We start from the raw sequence: 21,477 nt of genomic DNA, 5'->3' as shown, positions 1-21,477 counted from the left end.
GCATGCCTAGTGCACGCCGTCTTCGTTTGCGAATTCCTTTTCGCCGTACCAGGCCTGGATTTTCATGCGGGCGCTTTCGTCGAATGAACCCGAATCCTTCAGGATGTGTTCTGCCGTTTCGAGCGTCTGGCTGATGAGTTCCTGGTCGGCGATCCAGTCGAACCAGCGGAACACCCATGCGCCGCTCTGTTCGTTGCCTTCGAGGTTGCCTGCGCCGCGGTTTTGCAGGTCGAGTTCGGCAATCTCGAAGCCGTCTTCGGTTTGCGAGAACTGCGATAGCCGTTCTATGCTGGAATCCGCCGCGTCGCCCTCGGGAATCATCAGGAAGCACCATGCCTGGGCATCGCCCCGGCCTACACGGCCGCGCAGCTGGTGCAGCTGCGCCAGACCGAATCGGTCTGGCTGGTCGATGACCATGAGGTTCGCGGCGGGCACGTTCACGCCGACTTCGATGACGGTCGTCGCTACGAGAATGTGGATTTCGCCTTTCGCGAATCTTGCGATGATGGCGTCGCGCTGCGCCTCGTCCATCTGGCCGTGGACTCCCGCGACCTTGAGCGTTGCTCCTCCCGGAATGGCGCGGCCCGGCCCCGCGATGTAGTTCCTCAGTTCATCGACAATTTCGTCGACGCTCCGGGCGCTACCTTCCTCGTCCGTGCCGACGCGGCTCGCAATCCAGTAGCAGAGGTTCCCGCCGGCGGCTTCCGTGCAAATGAATTTCTTCATGTCGTCGCGCTTGCTTGCGTTTACGAGGCGCGTCTTGATGGGCTTCCGGCCTGCGGGCTTTTCCTTGATGCTTATGACCTTCAGGTCGCCATAGAGCGTCATCGCGAGACTTCGGGGAATGGGGGTGGCGCTCATCACGAGCATGTCGGGGTAGTCTCCCTTGGCAAGAAGCGCTTCGCGCTGGCCTACGCCGAAGCGGTGCTGTTCGTCGATGATGACGAACCCGAGCTTCGCGAATGTGACATCCTTGCTGAACAGCGCGTGCGTGCCGATGACGACGTTTGCAAGTCCCATCTGCAGTTCGCCGAGGATTGTCTTCTTTTCTGCGGCGGGGGTGGCGCCTACCAGCAGGCGCACGCTGAGCCCTGCCGCGTCAAAAAACGGCTTGAGGCTCTTGAAGTGCTGCCGCGCGAGGATGTCGGTCGGGACCATGAGGGCGCATTGTTCGCCCGCGCCGCATACGGCCATTATCGCAAGCATCGCTACAACTGTCTTTCCGCAGCCGACGTCGCCCTGCAAAAGCGCGTGGAACTGCTTTTTGCCGTTGAGCCCCGCGACAATCGTGTCGAGAGCCTCTTCCTGTCCGCGCGTGAGCGAGAACGGCAACCTTGCTTTTGCGGCCATTACCGTCCCGAGGTCGATTTGGCGCTCGTGACCGCGCAGTTTCTGGTTCTCGCGGCGCTTGACCATGCGCAGGCAGAACGGCAGTAGCTCGAGTACCTTGAGTTCGCGTTTCGCCTTGTAGATCGATGGGAAATCCTGCGGCTGGTGCAGCGTGCGGAGATTCGCCATGACGGGCGCGAAATGCAGGTAGTCGGTCAGTTCCCTGGGGCATAGCCCGGAGAGCGTGAGTCCCGGGAAGTTGAAAACCGTCTTGTAGAGACCGCGGAAGAACTTCTGTTCCATCCGGGCTTCGCGGCAGGCTTCGCTGATGGGGTAGATGGGCTGGATGCAGCCGTTGAATTCTTCTCCTTCGTCGATAGGCTGCAGGTCGGGATGCGTTATTTGCAGTCCGCGGTATTCACCGACCTGGCCCGTGACGAGCCAGCGGGTGCCGTTCTTGATTTTCCTGGCCCAGAAACTCGTGCCTCGGAAAAAAAGCAACTGGATTTCGCCGGAGCCGTCGGTGAGGGTGGCGATAAATCTGGAACTGCGCCCCCGCACGATTCCGGAACGGCTGATGGTGCCGATAAGCACGACCTTTTCGCCCGGATGGCAGTTGCCGATGGTTGAAACCTTGGTCTGGTCGAGGTAGGTGCGCGGTATATTGTAGAGGAGGTCCGCGATGGAGACTAGCCCCGATTTACGGAGAGCCTCGACGCGTTTGGGGCCGAGTCCTGGAAGCTGTGAAATTTCCATGGGTGGAGCCTTCTTGCTTGCGCGTTACTCGCTCTCGGCGGGGCCGGAATCCGGAAGGCTTTCTCCTTTTTCGGCACGGAGTTTCGCCTTTTCGCGGGCTGTCTTGCCGATAAGGTTCGTGTTCTTCCAGGTGAAGAGCCTGACTTCTTTGCCCTGGTCGTCGTACATCTTGACGCCCTTCGTGTCGATGGCGGCGATGAGCGCCTGCGTCTTCTTGACAAGGTCGTTCGCGCGGTCGACGAGGTCCTTCGTGTTCAGGAGCTTGTCCACGGCGGGGGTGCTCTCGATGGTTGCGATAATCTGTTCGGCCTTCTTCGTGCCTTCGGTGATGGCGTGGATGGCGCTGTCGGCCTGCGCAATTTTCTCGTTGAGGGCGTCCGTCGTCACCTTGACGGTCGTGTCCACCTGGTTTGCCATGTCGGCTACGGAATTCGCCGCTTGGTTCAGCTGTCCTACAAGCTGTTTGATGGCGGGGGAGAGCTTGTCGAGAGTCTTGTCGGCATTGTCGAGGATCCCTTCGGTCGTCTGCATCACGGTCTCGTAGATTTCCTTTACGGACTTGTGGGTGGAGTCGCCCTCGGTAATGAGCGTGATGACCTCGCGCACGTGGTTAAGCTGTTCGTTGACGTCTTCCATGTAGCGGAGCGCCTCGGCGATGCCGGGCTCGAAGTTGCCCTGGTGGATAAAGTCTTCGGGGAGGACCTTGCCGTTCTTGTTCGGGACGATTTCGAGCCTGCGCTGGCCCATGATGGCGTAGTTCACGTTGTTGAACTTCGTGCCCTCGCGGATGGTGCGGGGCTCGTCGAACTTGATTTCCACGCGGGCGCGGTCGCCCATCCAGGTCACCTTACCGATGGTGCCCACGGTGTAGCCGCGGATGACCACCGGGTCTTCGGGCTGTAGCGACCCGAGTTCCTTGAAGTCGACGTAGGCCTTGTAGGTGACCTTTTCGTGTGCCTCGAACATGCCGTAGGCGATGCCCGCGAACAGCCCGAGTAGGGCGAGTAGCGAAAAGTAGCCGATAGCCTTGTCCGAAATTTTCATGTGGTGAAATTTAACAAAAAAACGAGAAAAAGGCGCGATTCGCGCCCGAAAAAACATATATTCCTATGTAGTGAGGTGTGCTCTATGGGTCCAGGAAAATGTCTTTGGCGTTCAGTTTCGATTTTGGCTTTCGCGTGCACGGTTGCCTTTGCCGAGGAATCCCCGCGCGATACCTTCGGCATCGAGAAGTTCTATCCCACGAAGTCGGGTACTGTCGAATGGAATTCGGCGCATTGGGCGAACGGCCATGCGCGCGGTATCGAATGGGATGGCGATGCCGACGATCCGCTGGAATGGACGGACAACCGTAGCGCGGGCGACGCGTCTCCCTTCTTCAAGATAGACGGCAAGGGTGTCATGCAGATGATGAGTTCCGGCCCGCGGTTCCACATCAACAGTCAGACGTCTCGGGCCGCAAAGAAGCAGTTCTATCGCGACGTGGAGTTTACCGCCTACTACCGCAGGGGCGAGGCTTCCGCAAACGGCCCCGACTACGGCGGCATGGTGATCGGCGTGCGGAGTGGCGCGCTTGGGCATGCGAGCGGCGGGGGCAACAACTGCGACGCGAGTACTTACTACGCACGCTTCCGGCACGATGGCAAGTGGGATTTCGAGAAGGAATGGAAACACCCCGGCAGCTACTACCAGAGCGAGGGCGTGATGGGCAAGCAGACGCCTCTCTGGGGCGGCGCGAAGCTCCCGACGGGGCGCTGGATCGGCATGAAGTTTATTGTGTACAACATAACGGATGCATCCGTGAAGCTCGAACTCTACATCGATTCCACCTCGAACGGCGAGCCCGCTAACGCGAAATGGGAGAAGGTCGGCGAGGCGCTCGACGAGGGGAAGGACTGGTCCGGGGCTTCGGGCGGGGCCGCGAAAATCGACGGCTGCAAGGATTATAACGGTCTCGAGGACGCCCTCGCGCCTATCGTCGAGGGCGGGGGAATAGCCCTGATGCGCACCGACGGCAACCAGAGCAACGTGGTCCAGGGCGAATATAAATATGTAAGTATCCGCGAAATCGACCCGGAGGGCTCGTTCGGGGATGGTCCGACCTCCATCCGCCGTTCCCCCTACACGTACAGGGGCGTTTTTCCCTCGAAAGCGGCCAAGTTCGACCTCAAGGGCCGGTCCGTGTTGACAAAAAGGCCTCGTTTTCTATATTTGCCGCACCGATTTTAGTCGGAACCCTCCCGGAGCCAATGTCGGTAGCCGGGCGATAGACCAAAGGGACTCATTATGAGACAATACGAAACGATGGTTATCATCGACGCTATGATCTCTGACGACGCCATCAACGCTGAAGTCGAGAACATCGGTGCCATGATCACCAACGGCGGCGGTGAAATTCTCCGTCGCGACGACTGGGGCAAGCGCAAGCTCGCCTACACCATCAACAAGCGCCAGCACGGCTACTACGTGATTTTCTACTACAAGGCCGAAGCCTCTGTGGTGGCGAACATGGAAGCTGCCCTCAAGCTGAACGAGAACGCTCTCCGCTGGATGACCCTCGCTGATTATCCGATGAGCGAAATCGTCTACAACCAGGATATGGCTCAGTCCACCGAGGAAATCATCCCGGTCGACGCAGAAGAAGGGGAGGCTGAATAATGGCTTTTGAAGACAAGAAACAGGCTCCGCGTATCCGCCGCAAGAAGACTTGCTGGTTCACGGAAAACAATGTCAAGTTCATTGACTACAAGGACGAGAAGACTCTCCGTCGCTTCATCTCTGAACGTGGCAAGATTATCCCGCGTCGCATCTCCGGCACGTCCGCCAAGTACCAGCGTATGCTGAACGAGGCTATCAAGCGCGCCCGCCAGATGGCCATTCTCCCGTTCGTTTCGGACAGCCTGCGCTAAGGAGGAACTAGACTATGGAAATTATTCTTAAAGCCAATGTTCCCCACTTGGGCAAGATGCTCGACGTCGTGAAGGTGAAGGACGGCTATGCCCGTAACTTCCTCTTCCCGCGCAAACTCGCCGTCCGTGCTACCAAGGAAGCCAAGGCCCAGATCGAAAGCAACCGCGCCGCCCTCGAGGCCCAGTTCCAGAAGGAACTCGCCGCCGCCGGTGACGTCGCTGCCAAGCTCTCCCAGGTTTCTGTCAACCTCGAACGCCGCGTCGTGGAAGGCGAACGTCTGTACGGTTCTGTGACCGCTGCCGACATCGCCGATGCCATCACCAAGCAGGGTGTCAAGGTCAGCCGTGCTCAGGTTGCCCTCGAAGAGCCCATCAAGCAGCTCGGTGTCTACACTGTCACCATCAAGGTGTTCAGCGACGTAGAAGCTCAGGTCAAGGTTTGGGTGGTCGCTGAGAAGTAATAATTCTCGCAACTACAAAAACTTTTAAAAGTCGCTCCTGTTATGGGGGCGATTTTTGCTATTTTAAGGCTATATGCGTAAGTTCGCTCTTTCATTTGTGGCCTGCGTGGCCAGTGTCTTTGTGGGCCAGTCCCTTGCCCAGCCCCGCGACCTGTTCGCGGAGTTCGAGGCCGAAAACGAGGCTGCCCAGGAGGTTTCCAGTTCCTCGGTGGTGTTATCCTCGTCGAGTGTCGCCGTTTCTTCTAGCGCGGTTGCCTCGTCTTCCAGCGTACCCGTTTCGCCGTCGAGCGCCCCGCTCTCGTCTTCTGCCGAACAGCCTGCCGCTCCGGCTGATTCTGCTGCCCCCGCGGTTGCCGACACGACCGCCCCCGCTGTGGCGGACACGGCTGCTCCTGCCGATACGGCGGTTGCCGACTCCGCTGCCGGCGATTCCGCGATGCAGATGACTCCCGAGGAGGCATACGCTGCAGAGATGAAGAGGCTTTCCGAAGAGAACCGTATCCGCGATTCGCTTGCTGCCCTCAGCTCCAGCAGTTCCGAACAGCCGGCTCCGGACATCTCTTCCAGTTCCATGAGCCGCCGCGACCTTCTCGGTCCGGTGAAGGTGTCCAAGGTCTACGGCATTGACGAACTCAAGGGCCGTTACAAGAGCCCGCGCAAGGCGCTGTTCATGTCGCTCGTGGTTCCTGGTTCGGGCCAGCTCTACGTGGGCGGGTCCACGTTCACCTATGTCCGCGGTGGCGCCTACCTCGCGCTCGAGGCCGCCCTTTGGACCAGCTGGGGCTATTTCTCGGTCTACAAGTATAACGACCAGGTCGACAAGTACAAGAAGTTCGCGAAGAAGCACTATTCCATTGGCCGCTACGAGGCCGGCATGCGCGAACTTTACGGCCAGCTCTCGGACGAGACGGAAGAATCGCGCTTCGAGACCCGCTACATGAACAGCCGCGAGGCGTTCTGCGAGGCCATCTATGGCGATGCGGGCAACTCGGGATGCTACACGGCGGGAAGGCTCTTCTATAAGGACAAGGCGCATACGGACCGGTTCTCCGTCTCGAACGCGTCGGCGCTGGAAGATGCTTCGCTTGGCGATGAGACCAAGGCGGTGGGCGCATTCTTCGATGCTTCCGCCCTGTTCCAGCAGATTTCTGACAAGACCTATGTGCTCGGCTGGGACGATGTGGAAGACCCGGCGGTGGCCATCAACCTTGGGCTCGAGGACGACGAACTGGAAGACGGAATCGTCCCGCTGGGAAAGTCGTCCAACATGGACAAGTACCGTTCCATGCGCAACAAGGCGAACGACTACGCCGATTTGCAGGTGTGGTTCTTTGGAGGTCTTATCCTCAACCATATTATCTCGGCGGTTGACGCTGCGTTTACGGCCAATGCGCACAACAAGGCGCTCTATTCCGAAGAACTTTCGTGGTACGACCATCTCCACTTCGACAGCTACGTGAACATATTCAACGGACTCGACGTGGGCGTGCAGGCTAGCTGGGGATTCTGATGCGGCTGATCCTGTCGGTTCTCCTGGGAGTCCTCGTTGCCTCGTCTGCCGCTTTTTCGCAGGTCGTGATTTCGGTCGACGAGAGCGTGAGCAAGAACCAGGACAAGAGTCTGTGGTTGGCGTTGGGCGCATCTGCTCTCTTGCCAGGCATGGGCGAACTTTACTTGGGCGAGAAGTCTCTTGTGCGGCCTTTTGTATGGACTGATGCGGCCCTCTGGCTTACGACTTTCGGTTCGTATTTTATTGGCGAAAAATACATCGCTTCGGCGCATTCCTATGCTGTCCGGTATGCGGGACTCACGAGTTCTAGCAAGAAAATCTCGATGCTCAATACGGTGGGCGACTACCGGAGCCGTGGTGGCGTTGCGGGGCAGAATTCCTCGCCCGACATGGACGAGGACTACAACCAGGCGATGATCCGCGCGGGAAAGGATGTCAACAGCGAACTGGACGAAAGCATCCAGTGGGACTGGGGCTCCAGCGACAATCCCGAGACGACGGAACATATCGACGAGTTCAAGAGCCGTTTGCGCCATTACCGTGTTAGCCGCATTATTTTCCAGGTGTCGGTGGGGGCGCTGGTGCTGAACCGCGTCGTCTCCATGCTCGATGCCATGCGGATCTACCGCGCGACGTCCTCCAAATCGTTCACGGAGCGCTTCGATGTGACTCCCGAATTTTTTGAGGATGGAAGCGGGCTTCTTTTCAATGTGAAATTCTGACTGGAAAATTTCATTTAAATGCAACCATTAGTACCCGATATGCATCTAAATCGCGTGAAAAAGTTTATTGTATTCGTTTTTGTAGCCCTTTTCCTTGCCGCCTGCGGTGGCGAAGATTCCGCTGCGAGCGGTGCGAAGGGCTCCGGTGCTCCGGGCAAGGGTGGCCCGAGCGGGAAAGGCGGACCGGGAGGCAGGCCCGCGCGCGAAATTGCGGTTGAAGGCTATATTGCCGAAGCCCACGAGGGCGGCAAGACGTTCTCTGCGATGGCGACGCTCGAACCCCTCAACAGTGTGGAACTGACCGCGGCAACATCCGGCAGGCTCATGAACCTTTACGCGAAGGATGGCGCCCAGGTGCAGAAGGGCTCGCTCCTTGCAAAGATTGACGATTCCGAACTCAGGGCGCAGCTCAAGCAGGCGGAATCGAACAAGCAGCTCGCCCAGCAGAAGTACGACCGCGCGAAGGGGCTCTACGAGAAGGATGGTGCGACGAAGGCCGACATGGAAGCGGCGGAAGCGTCGCTCAAGTCTGCGGAAGCGTCGGTGGAACTCATCAGGGCGCAGATTGCGAAGACCGAAGTTCGTGCCCCGTTCGCTGGCAAGCTCGGTTTCGTGAACGTTTCGGTGGGCGCGTGGCTCACGACCGGGACCTCGGTCGCGACTCTCAGCGAAGTGAAGAAGTTGAAGGCGAAATTCGCCCTCCCGCAACGCTATGCATCGGCCCTCAAGCCGGGCGATGCCGTGGAACTCAAGGACGAGGAACGCAATATTTCCGCAAGCGGCAAGGTGAAGGCCCTGGAAGCGGGACTTTCGGAAAGTAGCCGTACCCGCCAGGTGCTGGTGGAAGTCAATAACGCAGGGGGCGAACTCCTTGCAGGTTCTTACGCAAAAGTGAACGTGACTATGCAGGCGGGAGTCGCAAAGAGCATCCCGATTCCGGCCGAGGCGTTCACGCTGGACAAGGACGGCGCCTACGTGTTCGTGGCTACGGGCGGGAAGGCGAAAATCAAGCACGTACAGACCGGGCTCCGCACGCCGATTACGGTCGATGTGACCGGAGGGCTCGACGAGGGCGATACCGTGATTACTTCGGGCCTCATTAGCCTGCGCGAAGGCATTTCTGTGCGCATTCGTGAAATCCGCCACAACGCCGATTACGAAGTGGAGTAAACGCGGATGAGTGTCGCGAACCTTTCCGTACGTCGCCCGGTACTCATGACGGTGATGGCGCTTGTCATCATCTTGCTCGGTGCGTTTGGCGCAAGCAACCTGGGCGTGCGCGAATACCCGAATGTCGACTATCCCTTGATTCAGGTGCGTACCTCGTACCCGGGCGCTAACGCCGCGGTGGTGGAGGCCGAAGTCACCGAAATCTTGGAAGCATCCATCAACAGCGCATCGGGCATCAAGGCGCTTACCTCTACGAGCCGAGATGGCTTCTCGTTCATCAACATCGAGTTTGAAACGGGAATGGATTTGGAGGCGGCCGCCAACGAAATCCGCGACCGCGTGAGCCGCGTGCGCCGCCGTTTGCCGGACGATGTCGATGAACCGACGGTCTACAAGTCCGATAGCGACAACGACCCGATTTTGATGGTGAGCCTCGTGAGCGACAAGCTCGACCCGATGGAAGTTTCGGAAATCGCGAACAACTTTGTGAAGGAGCGCCTGCAGACCATCAACGGTGTGTCGGAAGTCGCCATCTGGGGCGAGAAGCGCCCGACGGTGCGCCTGTGGATTGACCCGGTGCGCCTGCAGGCACTTGGCGTTTCGGGAGCCGAGATGTCGGCGGCGCTCAAACGCGGCAACCTGGAACTGCCCTCCGGTTCTATCGAGGGTAGCGAGACGACGCTTTCTATCCGCACGCTGGGCCGCATTCTGGACCCGAAAGCGTTCGAGAACATTGCCGTAAAGACGGCTGCCGACGGGACCGTCATCCGCATTTCCGATGTGGCGGATATCCATTACGAACCGAAGGATACGCGTACCGGGTTTCGCCGCAACGGCAAGAACTCCATCACGCTCGCCCTGATGGCGCAGCCGGGCTCTAATCACGTGGAAATTGCAAACGAGTTCTACAGGCGCGTGGAGGATATCCGCCGCGAGATTCCCGAGGGCGTCCAGGTGCTTTACGGGCGCGATACTTCCATCAACATCCGCGCTTCCATCAAGGAGGTGGTGGAAACCATCTTCATCGCGTTCCTCTTGGTGATTGCGATTATCTTTGCTTTCTTGCGGCAGGCCCGCACGACGCTCATCCCGATGGTGGTGGTGCCGGTGGCCGTTATCGGAAGCTTCTTCGTGCTGTATCTGTGCGGGTTCAGTATCAACGTGCTGACCTTGCTTGCGATGGTCTTGGCGATTGGCCTTGTGGTGGACGATGCCATCGTGATTGTGGAAAACATCTACCACAAGATTGAACGCGGAATGACGCCCAAGCAGGCGGCGGTCGCGGGTACAAACGAAATCTTCTTCGCGGTAATTGCGACCTCGGTCGTTTTGATGGCGGTGTTCGTGCCGGTGCTTGCGCTGGGCGGTACTACGGGTCTCCTTTTCCGCGAGTTCGTGGCGGTGATGATCGGTACGGTGTTCCTCTCGACGCTCTGTGCGCTTACGCTCTCGCCGATGCTCTGTTCCAAGTTCCTGAGCCGCCAAAAACAGGGCTGGTTCTTCCGCGTTACCGAGCCGTTCTTTGACTGGCTCAACCGCATTTACGCTGTGCTTCTCGGTGGGTTCCTCAAGTTGCGATTCTTGCTTTTCCCGGTAGTGGCGGGCCTCCTGGCTATTGCGTACCTCTGCTTCAACAACATGAGTAGCGAGATGGCCCCGACGGAAGACTCCAACGCGGTCATGGTGAACCTGAACATGCCCGAAGGCGTGACGCTCACGCGCACCAAGCGCATGGCCGATGCCTTTGCCGAAGAAGTCATCGCGCTCATGGATACCAACGAGTATACCGAAATTCAGGCGGGCGCTTGGAACGCGGGCAACTCCAGAATGCGCATATTCCTGAACGCTGACAAGAAGGCGCGCCGCCCGCAGAGCGAAATCGCCCGCAGCATCCAGGTGCTCGGTAATGAGTACCCCGATTTGCGCGTGATGGTTTTTGAACCGCAGAGCATCAGCACGCAGCGCGGTGGACTTCCGGTGCAGTTCGTGTTGCAGGCCCCGAATATCGAGATTCTCCGCACGCTTGTGCCCAAGTTCGAGGAAGAGGCGAGCAAGAGCCCGGTGTTCAGCGTGGTGAACACGAACCTGAGATTCACGAAGCCCGAATTGCATATCGAGATTCTGCGCGACAAGGCGAACGAGGAAGGCGTTTCGGTGAACGACATCGCCCAGGCGGTGCAACTTGCGATAAGCGATCAGAGCTATGGCGAATTCTACAAGGACGGACGCCAGTACGATATTATCGGTGCGGTGGGTTACCAGTACAGGAGCATGCCCGAAAACATCGCGATGCTCACGGTCAAGAACGCGAAGGGCGAACTCGTGAGTCTCGATAACTTCATTACGTTCAGCGAGCAGTCCGCATCGCCGTCGCTCCCGCGATTCAACCGATTCTCTGCGGCCACCATCCAGGCGGGCCTTGTTCCCGGGAAGACGATTGGCGACGGCGTGGAGGAGATGCGCCGGATTGCGAAGCACTTGCTGAAGGATTACCCGAGCGTGAGTACCGCATTGAGCGGGTCGTCGAAGGAGTTCGAGGAAAGTTCCAGCGGTCTCTACATCGTGTTCCTGCTGGCGCTTGCGCTTGTGTTCCTGGTGCTTGCGGGGCAATTCGAAAGTTTCCGCGCTCCCTTCGTGATTTTCTTTACGGTGCCTCTCGCACTTGCGGGCGCGCTCGCCTGCCTGTTCATTACCGGCCAGACGCTCAACATCTTCAGCGAGATTGCGCTCATCTTGCTTATCGCGCTCGTGACGAAGAACGGCATATTGATTGTGGAATTTGCAAACCAGATTGCGGCGAATACCGGGTGCTCTAAGCTCGAGGCGGCTCGGCTAGCGGCGGAACGCCGCTTCCGCCCAATCCTCATGACGAGCCTTTCCACAGTGTTGGGCGCGGTGCCGCTGATACTCACCGGCACCCCGAGCCGCATCGCGATGGGCATCGCCATTGCGGGTGGCCTCACGTTTGCCACGTTCCTCTCGCTGTTTATTGTGCCTGCGGCCTACAGCTTCTTTGCGGGCAAGGTCGATGCGTCGAATGCAACCGACGCGTCGAAGATGGCTTAGGGAAAGCTATTCCTTACAGTCGGTCCTGATCTTGAATGCCATGATGGCGAATGCGCCCGCGACGTTCATGCTCGCCTTGCGGCCTGCCATCGGGATGGTCACCTTCATCGTCGCTTCGGCCATGAGCTCGGGGGCGATTCCCAGTTCTTCGTTTCCGAGGAGGATGAGTCCCTTTTTGGGCCACTTCACATCGTTGATGCTCGGGATGTCTTCGCCGGTTTCGAGCGCGATGATTTCGTAGCCGTTGTCCTTGTGCCACTTGACGCAGTCGAAGGGGGAGTCCCAGCGCTTGATGGGAATCCATGCCTGGCATCCGCGGGCGGCGCTTTTTACCGTCACGTGGTCGGGTCCGCAGCTGTAACCGCTCAGGTGGACTCCTTCGAGCCCAAAACAGTCGGTGCTCCGGATGATGGATCCCACGTTAAAGGCGCTGCGCAAGTTGTGGACGAGCACCGCGAAGGGGAGGGGCTTTTCGTTCGGGGTTTCGCGGTCCCCCGGTTCCTGTTCCAGGTAGACGTCGCGTTCGAATCCGAGGCCTGCCCTTGTGCGGAACGTCTTGTACAGGTCAATCATCTGGGCCTGGTTTTTGCCTACGAGACGCTCTGTTTCGGGGAGCTTCATCCATCCGGCGTAGGTCTCGAATTCGCGCCTTGCGCGAGCCACGTCGTCGCCCAGTTGGAGTATGATGACGCGCAGGAGTTCCGCCATGCGTTTTGCCTTGGAGGTCTCCTTCATTGCGAGGAATTTCGGTTCGGTATACATCACGTAAAAAGCTAGAAAAATATGCTGATTTTTCCTTAAAATTTCCTGTTTTTTCTATATTTCCGATGACATGCAGAACACGCAAAAACCACGCGTCCTCATCTCGAACGATGACGGGATAAAAAGCGGCTATATGCTTGCTTTGGCGAATGCTCTTGTGCCCATAGCGGAGGTTTACGTGTTTGCTCCCGAAGAAGAACAGAGCGGTGTCTCGCATGCCTTTACGGTACGTCGCGGGCTCTCGGTAAAAAAGGTGAACCTGGGGAAGGATTGTTCCTCTGTTGAAGCCTATTCGATGTCCGGGACTCCTGCTGATTGTGTGAAATTTGCCCTCGGGCATTTTGCCTCCCATGGTCTTTCTACCGAGGGGGCCGGTCCGGGGCCCTTTGACGTGTGTTTTTCGGGCGTGAACCAGGGTGAAAATTCCGGAGTCTCCTCGCTTTACTCGGGGACGGTTGCCGGTGCGCGCGAGGCTGCCCTCTGGGGGGTTCCTGGCATTGCGCTTTCGCTGCACGGGGTGACGCCGAACATGCTTGAATTTGCAAAGGTATTTGCGGAGCGGGTCGTCCAAAATCGCCTGTTTGAAAAAATCCCCGCAGGAGTGTTCTGGAATGTGAATTTTCCAAAGGCCACTGCCGAAACCTTCAGGGGTTTCAGGGAAGCAAGAATGGCCCTTGGAATGTTTACGGACCACTACTCGCATGAGGGTGGACTTTGGCAACTGGATGGCGACAAGTTGTGGGAAAAACAGCCCGAGGATAGCGACGATTACTTGCTCCATCAGGGCTACGCGACGATTACGCCGCACCGCATCGACCAGACCGATGAAAAAAGTTTAGAAGTGATAAATAAAATGCTTGCCGGGAACGGCTAAGCAATAACTAGAGGATAGAGAATGTCAGAAGAATTGGTTCCAGGATCGCAGTTCAAGAGCCTGATTGAACAGGACATGCAGGATAGCTATCTGCGCTATTCCATGAGCGTGATTGTCGCGCGTGCGCTTCCCGATGCACGAGACGGCTTCAAGCCGGTGCACCGCCGCGTGATGTTCAGCATGCACAAGCTGGGCGTGGTCCCGAACAAGTCGACGGTGAAGAGCGCCCGTATCGTGGGCGATGTCATCGGTAAGTACCACCCGCATGGCGACTCGGCTGTCTACGAGACCTTGGTCCGCATGGCCCAGGACTTCTCGCTGCGCTATCCGCTGGTATTCGGCCAGGGAAACTTCGGCAACATCGACGGTGACGGTGCAGCCGCCATGCGTTACACCGAAGCGAAGATGAACAACGTGGGCGCCCTGATGCTCGAGGATCTCGAAAAGGATACCGTCGACATGGGCCCGAACTTCGACGAAACCCTCGAAGAACCGCTGGTGCTGCCTTCCGCGCTTCCGAACATGCTCGTGAACGGAACGACGGGTATCGCCGTGGGTATGGCGACCTCGATGGCTCCGCACAACCTGCGCGAAATCGCCGCTGCAATCCATGCGGTTGCCGAAAATCCCGAAATCCCGGGCGAAGATCTGCTCCAGTACGTGAAGGGTCCGGACTTCCCGACGGGCGCCATCATCTGCGGTCGTTCCGGTTTCCGCGAAGCTTACCTCACGGGTCATGGCCGCGTGCGCGTGCGCGCCCGTACCGAAATCGAAACTGATTCCAAGGGCAAACCGCGCATCATCGTGACCGAAATCCCGTACATGGTGAACAAGTCCGAACTCTGCAAGAAGATTGCGGACCTCGTTCGCGAAAAGCGCGTGGACGGCATTACCGACATCCGTGATGAATCGGCGAAGGATGTGCGCATCGTGATTGAACTCAGGCGCGACGCGGTGGGTGAGGTTGTCCTGAATAATTTGTTCAAATACACGCAGTTGCAGACGACCTTCAGCATCTACAACCTCGCGCTCGTGAACAACCTGCCGAAGCTTTTGACCCTCAAGGATCTCGTCCAGATCTATATCGATCACCGCATGGACGTGGTGACCCGTGCTACGCAGTTCGATTTGAACAAGGCGAAGGCTCGCCTGCACATCATCGAGGGACTTCGCATCGCGACTCAGAATATCGACGAGGTCGTGCAGATTATCAAGTCGAGCAAGACGACCGAAATCGCGAAGCAGAGCTTGCAGGATCGCTTTAATCTCGACGAAATCCAGTCGCAGGCGATTGTCGATATGCGACTCTCCCAGCTTACGGGCCTCAACCTCGAAAAGTTGGAAGCGGAATACAACGAACTCATCGCGACGGTTGCCGACTTGGAAGATATCCTTGCCAAGCGCGAACGCCGCATTGCGATTATCCTCAAGCGCCTCGATGAAATTGTCGACAAGTACGGTGACGAACGTCGCACCACGATTGGCGAATCTGTGGACGATAGCGACTACGAAGACCTGATTGCCGAAGAGGAACAGGTGATTACCCTGAGCAAGGAAGGCTACATCAAGCGTCTTCCGATCGATACGTTCAAGGCCCAGAACCGCGGCGGCAAGGGCATCATCGGTGCCACCCTCAAGGAAGAAGACAACGTGGATCAGATTTTCACGGCGTCTACCCACAGCTACCTGCTTGTATTCACCAACAAGGGGCGCGCCTACTGGACCAAGGTTTATCGCTTGCCCGAAGGCACGCGTAACGGCAAGGGCCGCCCGATAGTTAACTTCGTGGGACTTGTCGAGGGCGAGAAGGTACAGGCGATTGTTCCGGTGCGCAAGTTCGGAGGCTATTTCTGCCTCGTGTTTGCGACCAAGAAGGGCGTTATCAACAAGATGGATTTGACGCTGTTCAGCCGTCCGCGCAAGGCGGGCGTGAACGCCATCAGCCTCGACGAAGGCGACGAACTCGTGAAGGTTCAGCTCGTTGGCATGTCCGAAGAAGAATATAAGGCTTCCTTGAATGCCGGTGAAGGCGACGATAACGCGCCCGAAGCCGAAGTCACCGATGCGCCGGAAGTCGAAGGCGACGACGCCGACGATTTGGAAGCCCGACCGATTCCTAAGGACTTGCTGATGCTTGCGACCCGCAATGGTCAGGCCGTTACATTCCCGATTAGCTGCTTCCGCGCCATGGGCCGCGGCACGCACGGCGTGAAGGGCATTACTTTGGCCGAAGGCGACGAAGTGATTTCTCTCCTGTGGCTCAAGGCCGGCAACAAGATTGTGACCATCACCGAAAATGGCTACGGCAAGCGCAGCGAACCTTCGACCTACCGCATTACCCGTCGCGGTAGCAAGGGTGTGCGCAACTTGAACGTGACCGACAAGGTGGGCGCCGCCGTGTTCGTTGAAAGCGTTGCAGACGACTACGACTTGATCATTACCAGCCGCGAAGGCCAGGTGATTCGAATCAAGGCTGCCGATATCCGCCTCACGGGCCGTAACGCCCAGGGCGTCAAGGCGATTAGCCTCCGCGATGGTGACGTGGTGCAAGATGCGACTGCGCTCCCGAGCGTGGAAGACATCGAGCAGGATAGCGCCGAGGCGAAGGAAACCTTCGATCACGTGGAGGGTGTCGAAGTCGACGACGACTCCGTCGAGAAGGTTGACCCCGCCGATGCCGCTCCCGAAGTTCCCGTCGAAGAATAACTCCGGCAATACATGTAACATATATTAACAAAGGCGCCTCCGGGCGCCTTTTGTCGTGAAATAAGTTTACAAAAACTGCCCGAATTTTGACAAATTCGGCGTTGAAATTTACAACAACGCTTTGTATATCTTGTGTAAAAGAAAAGAACGTTTTCAATATAAATTACAGATAAGGGATCGCGTCGATTCTTTATAGGAGTAATTATGATGAAATGTTCTTTGGCCGGTATCGGCCTTGCCATGACGCTGGGGTTAGCGGTATCGGCTTTCGCTGCTGATGCCTGCAACGACAACATGGGTCATACAGGAAACGGCTCACAAGTGAGCGGCAACAGGGTGGGTTCTATCAATGGGACCCCTTGGGGCTTTGAACAGTGGTATCAGGGTGGCAACGCCTCGATGACCTACTACAGCAATGGTACGTTCAAGGCCAACTGGAGTGGTTCTAGCGACTACCTGACTCGCGTGGGCTACCAGTACAACGGTAACGGCATCAGCCACAAAACAAAGAACTTTGCGGTCGACTACAAGTACACCAAGAGCGGTAACGCCCAGTACGGTTACATCGGCGTTTACGGCTGGACCAAGAACCCGGAAACGGAATACTACATCGTGGACGACTGGTTCAGTAAGCCGAGCGAACAGTATGTGGGTGAAAAGTTCGGCGAAATCACGGTGGATGGCGCCAAGTACTCCATCCACGCGTTCCTCCGCCAGCAGGAACCCTCCAAGTCGGGTACTTCTACGTTCGTGCAGTTCTTCAGCATTCGCGAGACTCCGCGTCAGTGTGGCCATATCGACATTTCTGCCCACTTCAAGAAGTGGGATGAACTCTTCACCGGCCAGCAGAAGCAGCTTCGCGGTTCGAAGGGCGGTGGATCTGCTTCGCTCAAGTTCGGTAACGTGACCGAAGTGATGCTCATGACCGAAGCGGGTGGCAATGCTACGGGTTCCGTGGACTACACATACTTTAATATGGTCGACAATGCTACGCCGTCGCCGACTTCTAGCGCCTCGTCGAAGTCTAGTTCCTCCGTGGCAAAGTCTAGCTCTTCTAAGGGTGGGACTGCAGTTTCGGGCACCATCGACGCCTGCAAGGACGCTATGGGCCATGAAGGCCAGAGCAAGACAGACAATGGCCGCAATAACTCAAGCTCTACGGGCAATATCGGCTCCACTGGTTACCATTACGAAATCTGGTACCAGGGTGGCAACAACTCCATGACCTACTACGACAACGGAACCTACACCGCCAAATGGAGCGGCACAAACGATTTCCTTGCCCGCGTAGGCTTCAAGTATGATGAAAAGCAGACTTATGAACAAGTTGGTCCCATCGATGCTTACTACAAGTGGAGCCACCAGGGCAGCGCAGGCGGTTACAACTACATTGGTATCTACGGCTGGACAGTTGACCCGCTCGTAGAATACTACATCGTGGACGACTGGTTCAACAAGCCGGGCGCAAACCTCCTCGGCCAAAGAAAGGGTGAATTCACGGTTGACGGCGATACCTACGAAATTTACCAGAATACCCGCTACAACGCCCCCTCTATCAAGGGCGACCAGACCTTCCCGCAGTACTTCAGCGTGCGTAAGAGTGCCCGTCAGTGTGGCCATATCGACATCACGGCTCACTTCAAGAAGTGGGAATCCCTCGGCATGAAGATGGGCAAGATGTACGAAGCCAAGGTACTCGTAGAAGCGGGTGGTGGAACGGGTTCGTTCGACGTGACCTACTTCAAGATGACCGACGCCAAGCATCCGCTCCCGCAGCCGGAACCGGAATCTAGCTCCAACGTGGCCAAGTCCAGCTCCAGCGGTAGCGCTAAATCCAGTTCTAGCCGTGGCGGGTGGAACTGGGGCCGCAGCAGTAGCAGCACGGATGCTCTCCCGTTCATGACCCAGGCTCTCGCGACTATGGATGGCCAGTTCATGGTGTTCGACATGCAGGGCCGCTCTCTTGGCGCAATTGATGTGCCGGCCGGTTCTACGGTTGCATCTGCCATCAAGGCGAAGTTCAAGAATACGGGCATCTACCTCGTGAAGCAGGGCAAGACCTTCCTCCGCGTGAAGGTGACTCCGTAAAAAACGCTTAATCTTCAGATACTCCTGAACGAGATTCCCTGCGAAAGTGGGGAATTTTCGCTAAAAACGGCAATTTTTTGCTCGTTGCGTGTTGTTTTTTGCAACAACGCCTTTTTGTTGGTTGTATTCCAGTTTAGAGTGTTCTGATATATCTTTAGGGCAGAAACCTAAACATTCAGGAGTTAGAAAATGAATAGGAGTATTGCAAAAATTACGAAGATGGGGATTGCCATAGCCGCAATTATGTCTTCCGTTTCCTGGGGGCAGACCACCCTTAACTGCTCTAATGGCCAATCCCAGAAAATGGGTAGCGGCGCTGGCTATGATTACGAACTCTGGAGCCAGAATGGTGCCGGCAACGCAACTATGACGCTTAACCCGAGCACCGAAAATGGTGGTGCATTCTCCGTTGAATGGAGTGGTACTATCAACATGTTGGCCCGTTCCGGAAAGCGTTGGGGGTCTAACTCCACTGTTACCGTTCAGAATGTGGGTAATATTACCGCCGAATTTGAAGTGGAATGGAGCTCCACCGACAACGTGAAGTATGTCAGCGTCTATGGCTGGGGTTATTACGACCAGCAGGACATTCCCAGTGGTTTCAGCAACGAAATTGAATACTACATTGTCCAGGATCGCGGAAGCTACAATCCTACCCAGGGCGGTAAAAAGTTCGGTTCTGCAGTTATCGATGGTATTAGCTACGATTTCTATACGACCGACCGTATTCAGCAACCTTCTCTTTCGGGTACCAGCACCTTTAAGCAGTATTGGTCCATCCCGTCGAATACGAGCCAGCATCGCACCAAGGGCACCATTTCTATTTCCAAGCACTTCAGCGAATGGGCTAAAGTGGGTATGAAGATGGGTAGACTGTATGAAGTTGCTTCCATGAAAATTGAATCCTACACTGGAAATACGGGCACTGCAAAAGGTCATGCTACCGTTAAGAAGAACCTGCTGAAAATCGGTGGCAGTGCCGATGAACTCGCCCTCAATGTAACTGCATCTCCGGCTGCTGCAGGTACTGTGACAAAGAGCCCGAGCGCTAACTATTATGCTCCCAAGACAACTGTTCAGCTCACCGCCAAAGCCAACGAAGGCTGGAAGTTTGTGGGTTGGGAAGGTGCTGTTACCGGCACTACCGAAACCATTTCTGTAACTATGGACAAGGAAAAGGATGTGGTCGCCAAGTTTGAATTGGTTGGCGAAACCACAGTGAACCTTCTTAAGGATGGTGATTTCCCGAGCAGCAGCGTGATTTCTACAAACCAAGATGCATCTTGGTTCCTAGGTCAGGGTTCAAACTGGGGTAACTCTGCTGCAAAGACTTCTGTTTCTGGTGGCACGGCTACGGTTGACGTTACCACTATTGGTTCAGAACCTTACCAGCCGCAGCTTGTTCAGTACAATCTGGCTCTTGATAAGGACATGACGTACAAGCTGTCCTTTAAGGCTAGCGCTGATGTAGATCGCAAGATTGAAGCTACTTTCCAGCAATCCGTAGACCCCTGGGGTGCATACGCCACTAAGGAATTTGACATCACCACTACGGAAAAGGAATACTCATTCATCTTTACTATGGAAGAAGCTTCTGATGATGCCGCTCAGTTTGCCTTCAACTTGGGACAAGCTACAGGTTCGGTCAAGTTTAGTGACGTCAAGCTGGTCTTCACCACTGCTAAACCGGGTTCCGAAAACGGTCCGGGCGACGATACGACGACTGTTATTGCCCAGCAGCTCCGCATGGACTATGCGCAGACGGTCAGTGTCTTTGACATGCAGGGCAAGTTCATGGGCAAGGTGGAACTCTCTGCGGGCACGTCGCTCAAGGATGCCGTCGCTGCAAAGTTCCAGAAGTCCGGCATCTACATGGTGAAGGGCGCCATGGGCGTCCAGAAGGTCCGTGTGGTGAACCGCTAGTTTATAGCATACTCCCTCTTTCTTTTGAAAATCCCTGCCTTCGGGCGGGGATTTTTAAGATTATGGGGGATGCCTTTTATTTTCAATGATTAGCTATTGACGGCAAGTAAAAAAAAACTTAAATTCAGAATAGCTTTATACCCTTTTCGAAAGAGGCGTGTATGAAAAAAATATCGACTTGTTTCCTGGCGTTGCTGGCGACGCTCGTTTTCGCTGTTGCAGGCTTTGCCTACGATCTCACGGGCGGCGGATACGGCCAGGTCCAGAAGAATCGTCCTTCCATTGCGTTCGTTCTCACCACGTGGGAAAAGAAGGGAATCGCCATTTCCAAGACGACAACCCAGGATACCAAGGTCCAGGGCTCCCGCGAGGAAGCTTCCGAGGATGGATTCGACGGCTCCAGGACCGATATCGAGACGAACAATCGTACCCAGACCGATGTCACGATTGGAGTCTTTACCGAAAATATCTGGAAGAAGATTCCTGACGCCCAGATTGTTGACAAGTTCCAGCAGCAGTTCGTGAAGCAGCAGTTCAACGTGAAGGCTTCCGATCTCGCTCGCAACATCGCGCTTGCGCCCTCGCTTGCCAAGACGGGGGTGGATCCTTCGGATCGTGCTGCCGTTCGCAAGCTTGCCGAGAAGGAGGGCGTGAATTTCGTGGCCCGTGGCGAAGTGGCGGTCATCAGCTACCAACGCGCATCGGGCAACAAGATCAAGGCTTCGCTGCAGATTGGCGTCGAAGTGGTCAATGTGAATTCCGGTGAGATTGTAGCCACGTTCTCCAATGCGGTGCACACGGTCGCATCTACCATGGAAGTTGCCCGTAACGGCGGGATCAACAAGGCTGCTGTCGTCGCTGCCCGCAACCTTTCCGAACAGGTTCTGGAAGCCTGGATTAGCGCTGCGGACAATGGCTCGCAGTATACGGTCGAGCTTCGCAACATGAAGTCGGCCCGCAGCCAGAGGATGCCGTTTGAAAAGGCTCTCAAGGGTATCGCGACGCTCAACTCGCAGTCGCAGCCTCAAAAGGATATCGTGACCTACGCCGTGACGTTCAGGGGCTCCAAGAGCGACCTCGGCATGGCGATTCTTGAAGCGATTGGCGACAAGCCCGGCTTCGACGAAAAGTCCTTCGAGGGTCCGAACGACGACGAAGGCAAGATTGTATTTGAATTCCTAAAATAACGGAGAATCCTCAG

The 21,477-nt window shown here is 56.5% G+C and carries 16 protein-coding genes; 13 read left to right on the top strand and 3 right to left on the bottom strand.

From position 1 onward, the window contains the following. Positions 1-6: 6 nt before the first annotated feature. Positions 7-2,085: an ATP-dependent DNA helicase RecG gene (locus B2310_RS01530; RefSeq protein WP_290728186.1), complete on the bottom strand. Its 2,079-nt coding sequence runs from the start codon at positions 2,083-2,085 to the stop codon at positions 7-9. A 24-nt stretch (positions 2,086-2,109) separates the two neighbouring features. After that, on the bottom strand, positions 2,110-3,129 hold the full coding sequence (locus tag B2310_RS01525) for an MlaD family protein (protein ID WP_290728184.1): 1,020 nt from the start codon (positions 3,127-3,129) through the stop codon (positions 2,110-2,112). A 123-nt stretch (positions 3,130-3,252) separates the two neighbouring features. Here B2310_RS01525 and B2310_RS01520 point away from each other — a divergent pair, with 123 nt between their 5' ends. The 8 genes from B2310_RS01520 (at position 3,253) to B2310_RS01485 (ending at position 11,923) form a co-directional block, all read left to right on the top strand. Then, positions 3,253-4,314 carry a hypothetical protein gene (locus B2310_RS01520; RefSeq protein WP_290728182.1) on the top strand — a complete coding sequence of 354 codons (1,062 nt, stop codon included), beginning with the start codon at positions 3,253-3,255 and terminating at the stop codon, positions 4,312-4,314. 57 nt (positions 4,315-4,371) lie between these two features. Beyond that, on the top strand, positions 4,372-4,743 hold the full coding sequence (gene rpsF / locus B2310_RS01515; RefSeq protein WP_173366109.1) for a 30S ribosomal protein S6: 372 nt from the start codon (positions 4,372-4,374) through the stop codon (positions 4,741-4,743). Further along, complete coding sequence (gene rpsR / locus B2310_RS01510) at positions 4,743-4,994, top strand: 30S ribosomal protein S18 (RefSeq protein WP_173366110.1); 252 nt, start codon at positions 4,743-4,745, stop codon at positions 4,992-4,994. The genes rpsF and rpsR overlap by 1 nt, the downstream gene beginning before the upstream one ends. 14 nt (positions 4,995-5,008) lie before the next feature. Next, on the top strand, positions 5,009-5,455 hold the full coding sequence (rplI, locus tag B2310_RS01505; protein WP_173366111.1) for a 50S ribosomal protein L9: 447 nt from the start codon (positions 5,009-5,011) through the stop codon (positions 5,453-5,455). Between the two features lie 73 nt (positions 5,456-5,528). Continuing rightward, positions 5,529-6,965, top strand: a complete 1,437-nt coding sequence (locus B2310_RS01500; protein ID WP_173381482.1) for a hypothetical protein — start codon at positions 5,529-5,531, stop codon at positions 6,963-6,965. Beyond that, positions 6,965-7,687: a hypothetical protein gene (locus B2310_RS01495; RefSeq protein ID WP_290728180.1), complete on the top strand. Its 723-nt coding sequence runs from the start codon at positions 6,965-6,967 to the stop codon at positions 7,685-7,687. The genes B2310_RS01500 and B2310_RS01495 overlap by 1 nt, the downstream gene beginning before the upstream one ends. A 54-nt stretch (positions 7,688-7,741) precedes the next feature. Beyond that, on the top strand, positions 7,742-8,857 hold the full coding sequence (locus B2310_RS01490) for an efflux RND transporter periplasmic adaptor subunit (protein WP_290728178.1): 1,116 nt from the start codon (positions 7,742-7,744) through the stop codon (positions 8,855-8,857). 6 nt (positions 8,858-8,863) lie between these two features. Continuing rightward, on the top strand, positions 8,864-11,923 hold the full coding sequence (locus B2310_RS01485; protein WP_290728176.1) for an efflux RND transporter permease subunit: 3,060 nt from the start codon (positions 8,864-8,866) through the stop codon (positions 11,921-11,923). A 6-nt stretch (positions 11,924-11,929) separates the two neighbouring features. Here the strand turns inward: B2310_RS01485 and B2310_RS01480 are convergent, their stop codons facing one another. Then, positions 11,930-12,685 carry a TrmH family RNA methyltransferase gene (locus B2310_RS01480; RefSeq protein WP_290728174.1) on the bottom strand — a complete coding sequence of 252 codons (756 nt, stop codon included), beginning with the start codon at positions 12,683-12,685 and terminating at the stop codon, positions 11,930-11,932. A 70-nt stretch (positions 12,686-12,755) separates the two neighbouring features. Between B2310_RS01480 and surE the strand changes: the two genes are divergently transcribed. The 5 genes from surE (at position 12,756) to B2310_RS01455 (ending at position 21,463) form a co-directional block, all read left to right on the top strand. Next, on the top strand, positions 12,756-13,559 hold the full coding sequence (gene surE / locus B2310_RS01475; protein WP_290727132.1) for a 5'/3'-nucleotidase SurE: 804 nt from the start codon (positions 12,756-12,758) through the stop codon (positions 13,557-13,559). 21 nt (positions 13,560-13,580) lie between these two features. After that, entirely contained in the window at positions 13,581-16,265 is a 2,685-nt protein-coding gene (gene gyrA / locus B2310_RS01470) for a DNA gyrase subunit A (protein WP_290727133.1), read from the top strand. Between the two features lie 204 nt (positions 16,266-16,469). Then, positions 16,470-18,353 (top strand): glycoside hydrolase family 11 protein, encoded by a 1,884-nt coding sequence (locus B2310_RS01465; protein ID WP_290728172.1) that lies wholly within the window; start codon positions 16,470-16,472, stop codon positions 18,351-18,353. A 189-nt stretch (positions 18,354-18,542) separates the two neighbouring features. Then, positions 18,543-20,276, top strand: a complete 1,734-nt coding sequence (locus B2310_RS01460) for a glycoside hydrolase family 11 protein (RefSeq protein ID WP_290728170.1) — start codon at positions 18,543-18,545, stop codon at positions 20,274-20,276. Between the two features lie 161 nt (positions 20,277-20,437). Next, the gene (locus tag B2310_RS01455; RefSeq protein WP_290728168.1) at positions 20,438-21,463 is read left to right on the top strand and encodes a hypothetical protein; all 1,026 of its coding nucleotides are present in this window, start codon (positions 20,438-20,440) and stop codon (positions 21,461-21,463) included. The last annotated feature ends 14 nt before the right edge of the window (positions 21,464-21,477 follow it).

Origin of the sequence: Fibrobacter sp. UBA3629, assembly GCF_002374005.1 — a bacterium.
Classification (GTDB): Bacteria; Fibrobacterota; Fibrobacteria; order Fibrobacterales; family Fibrobacteraceae; genus Fibrobacter.
This window is presented reverse-complemented; position numbering and strand designations above follow the sequence as displayed.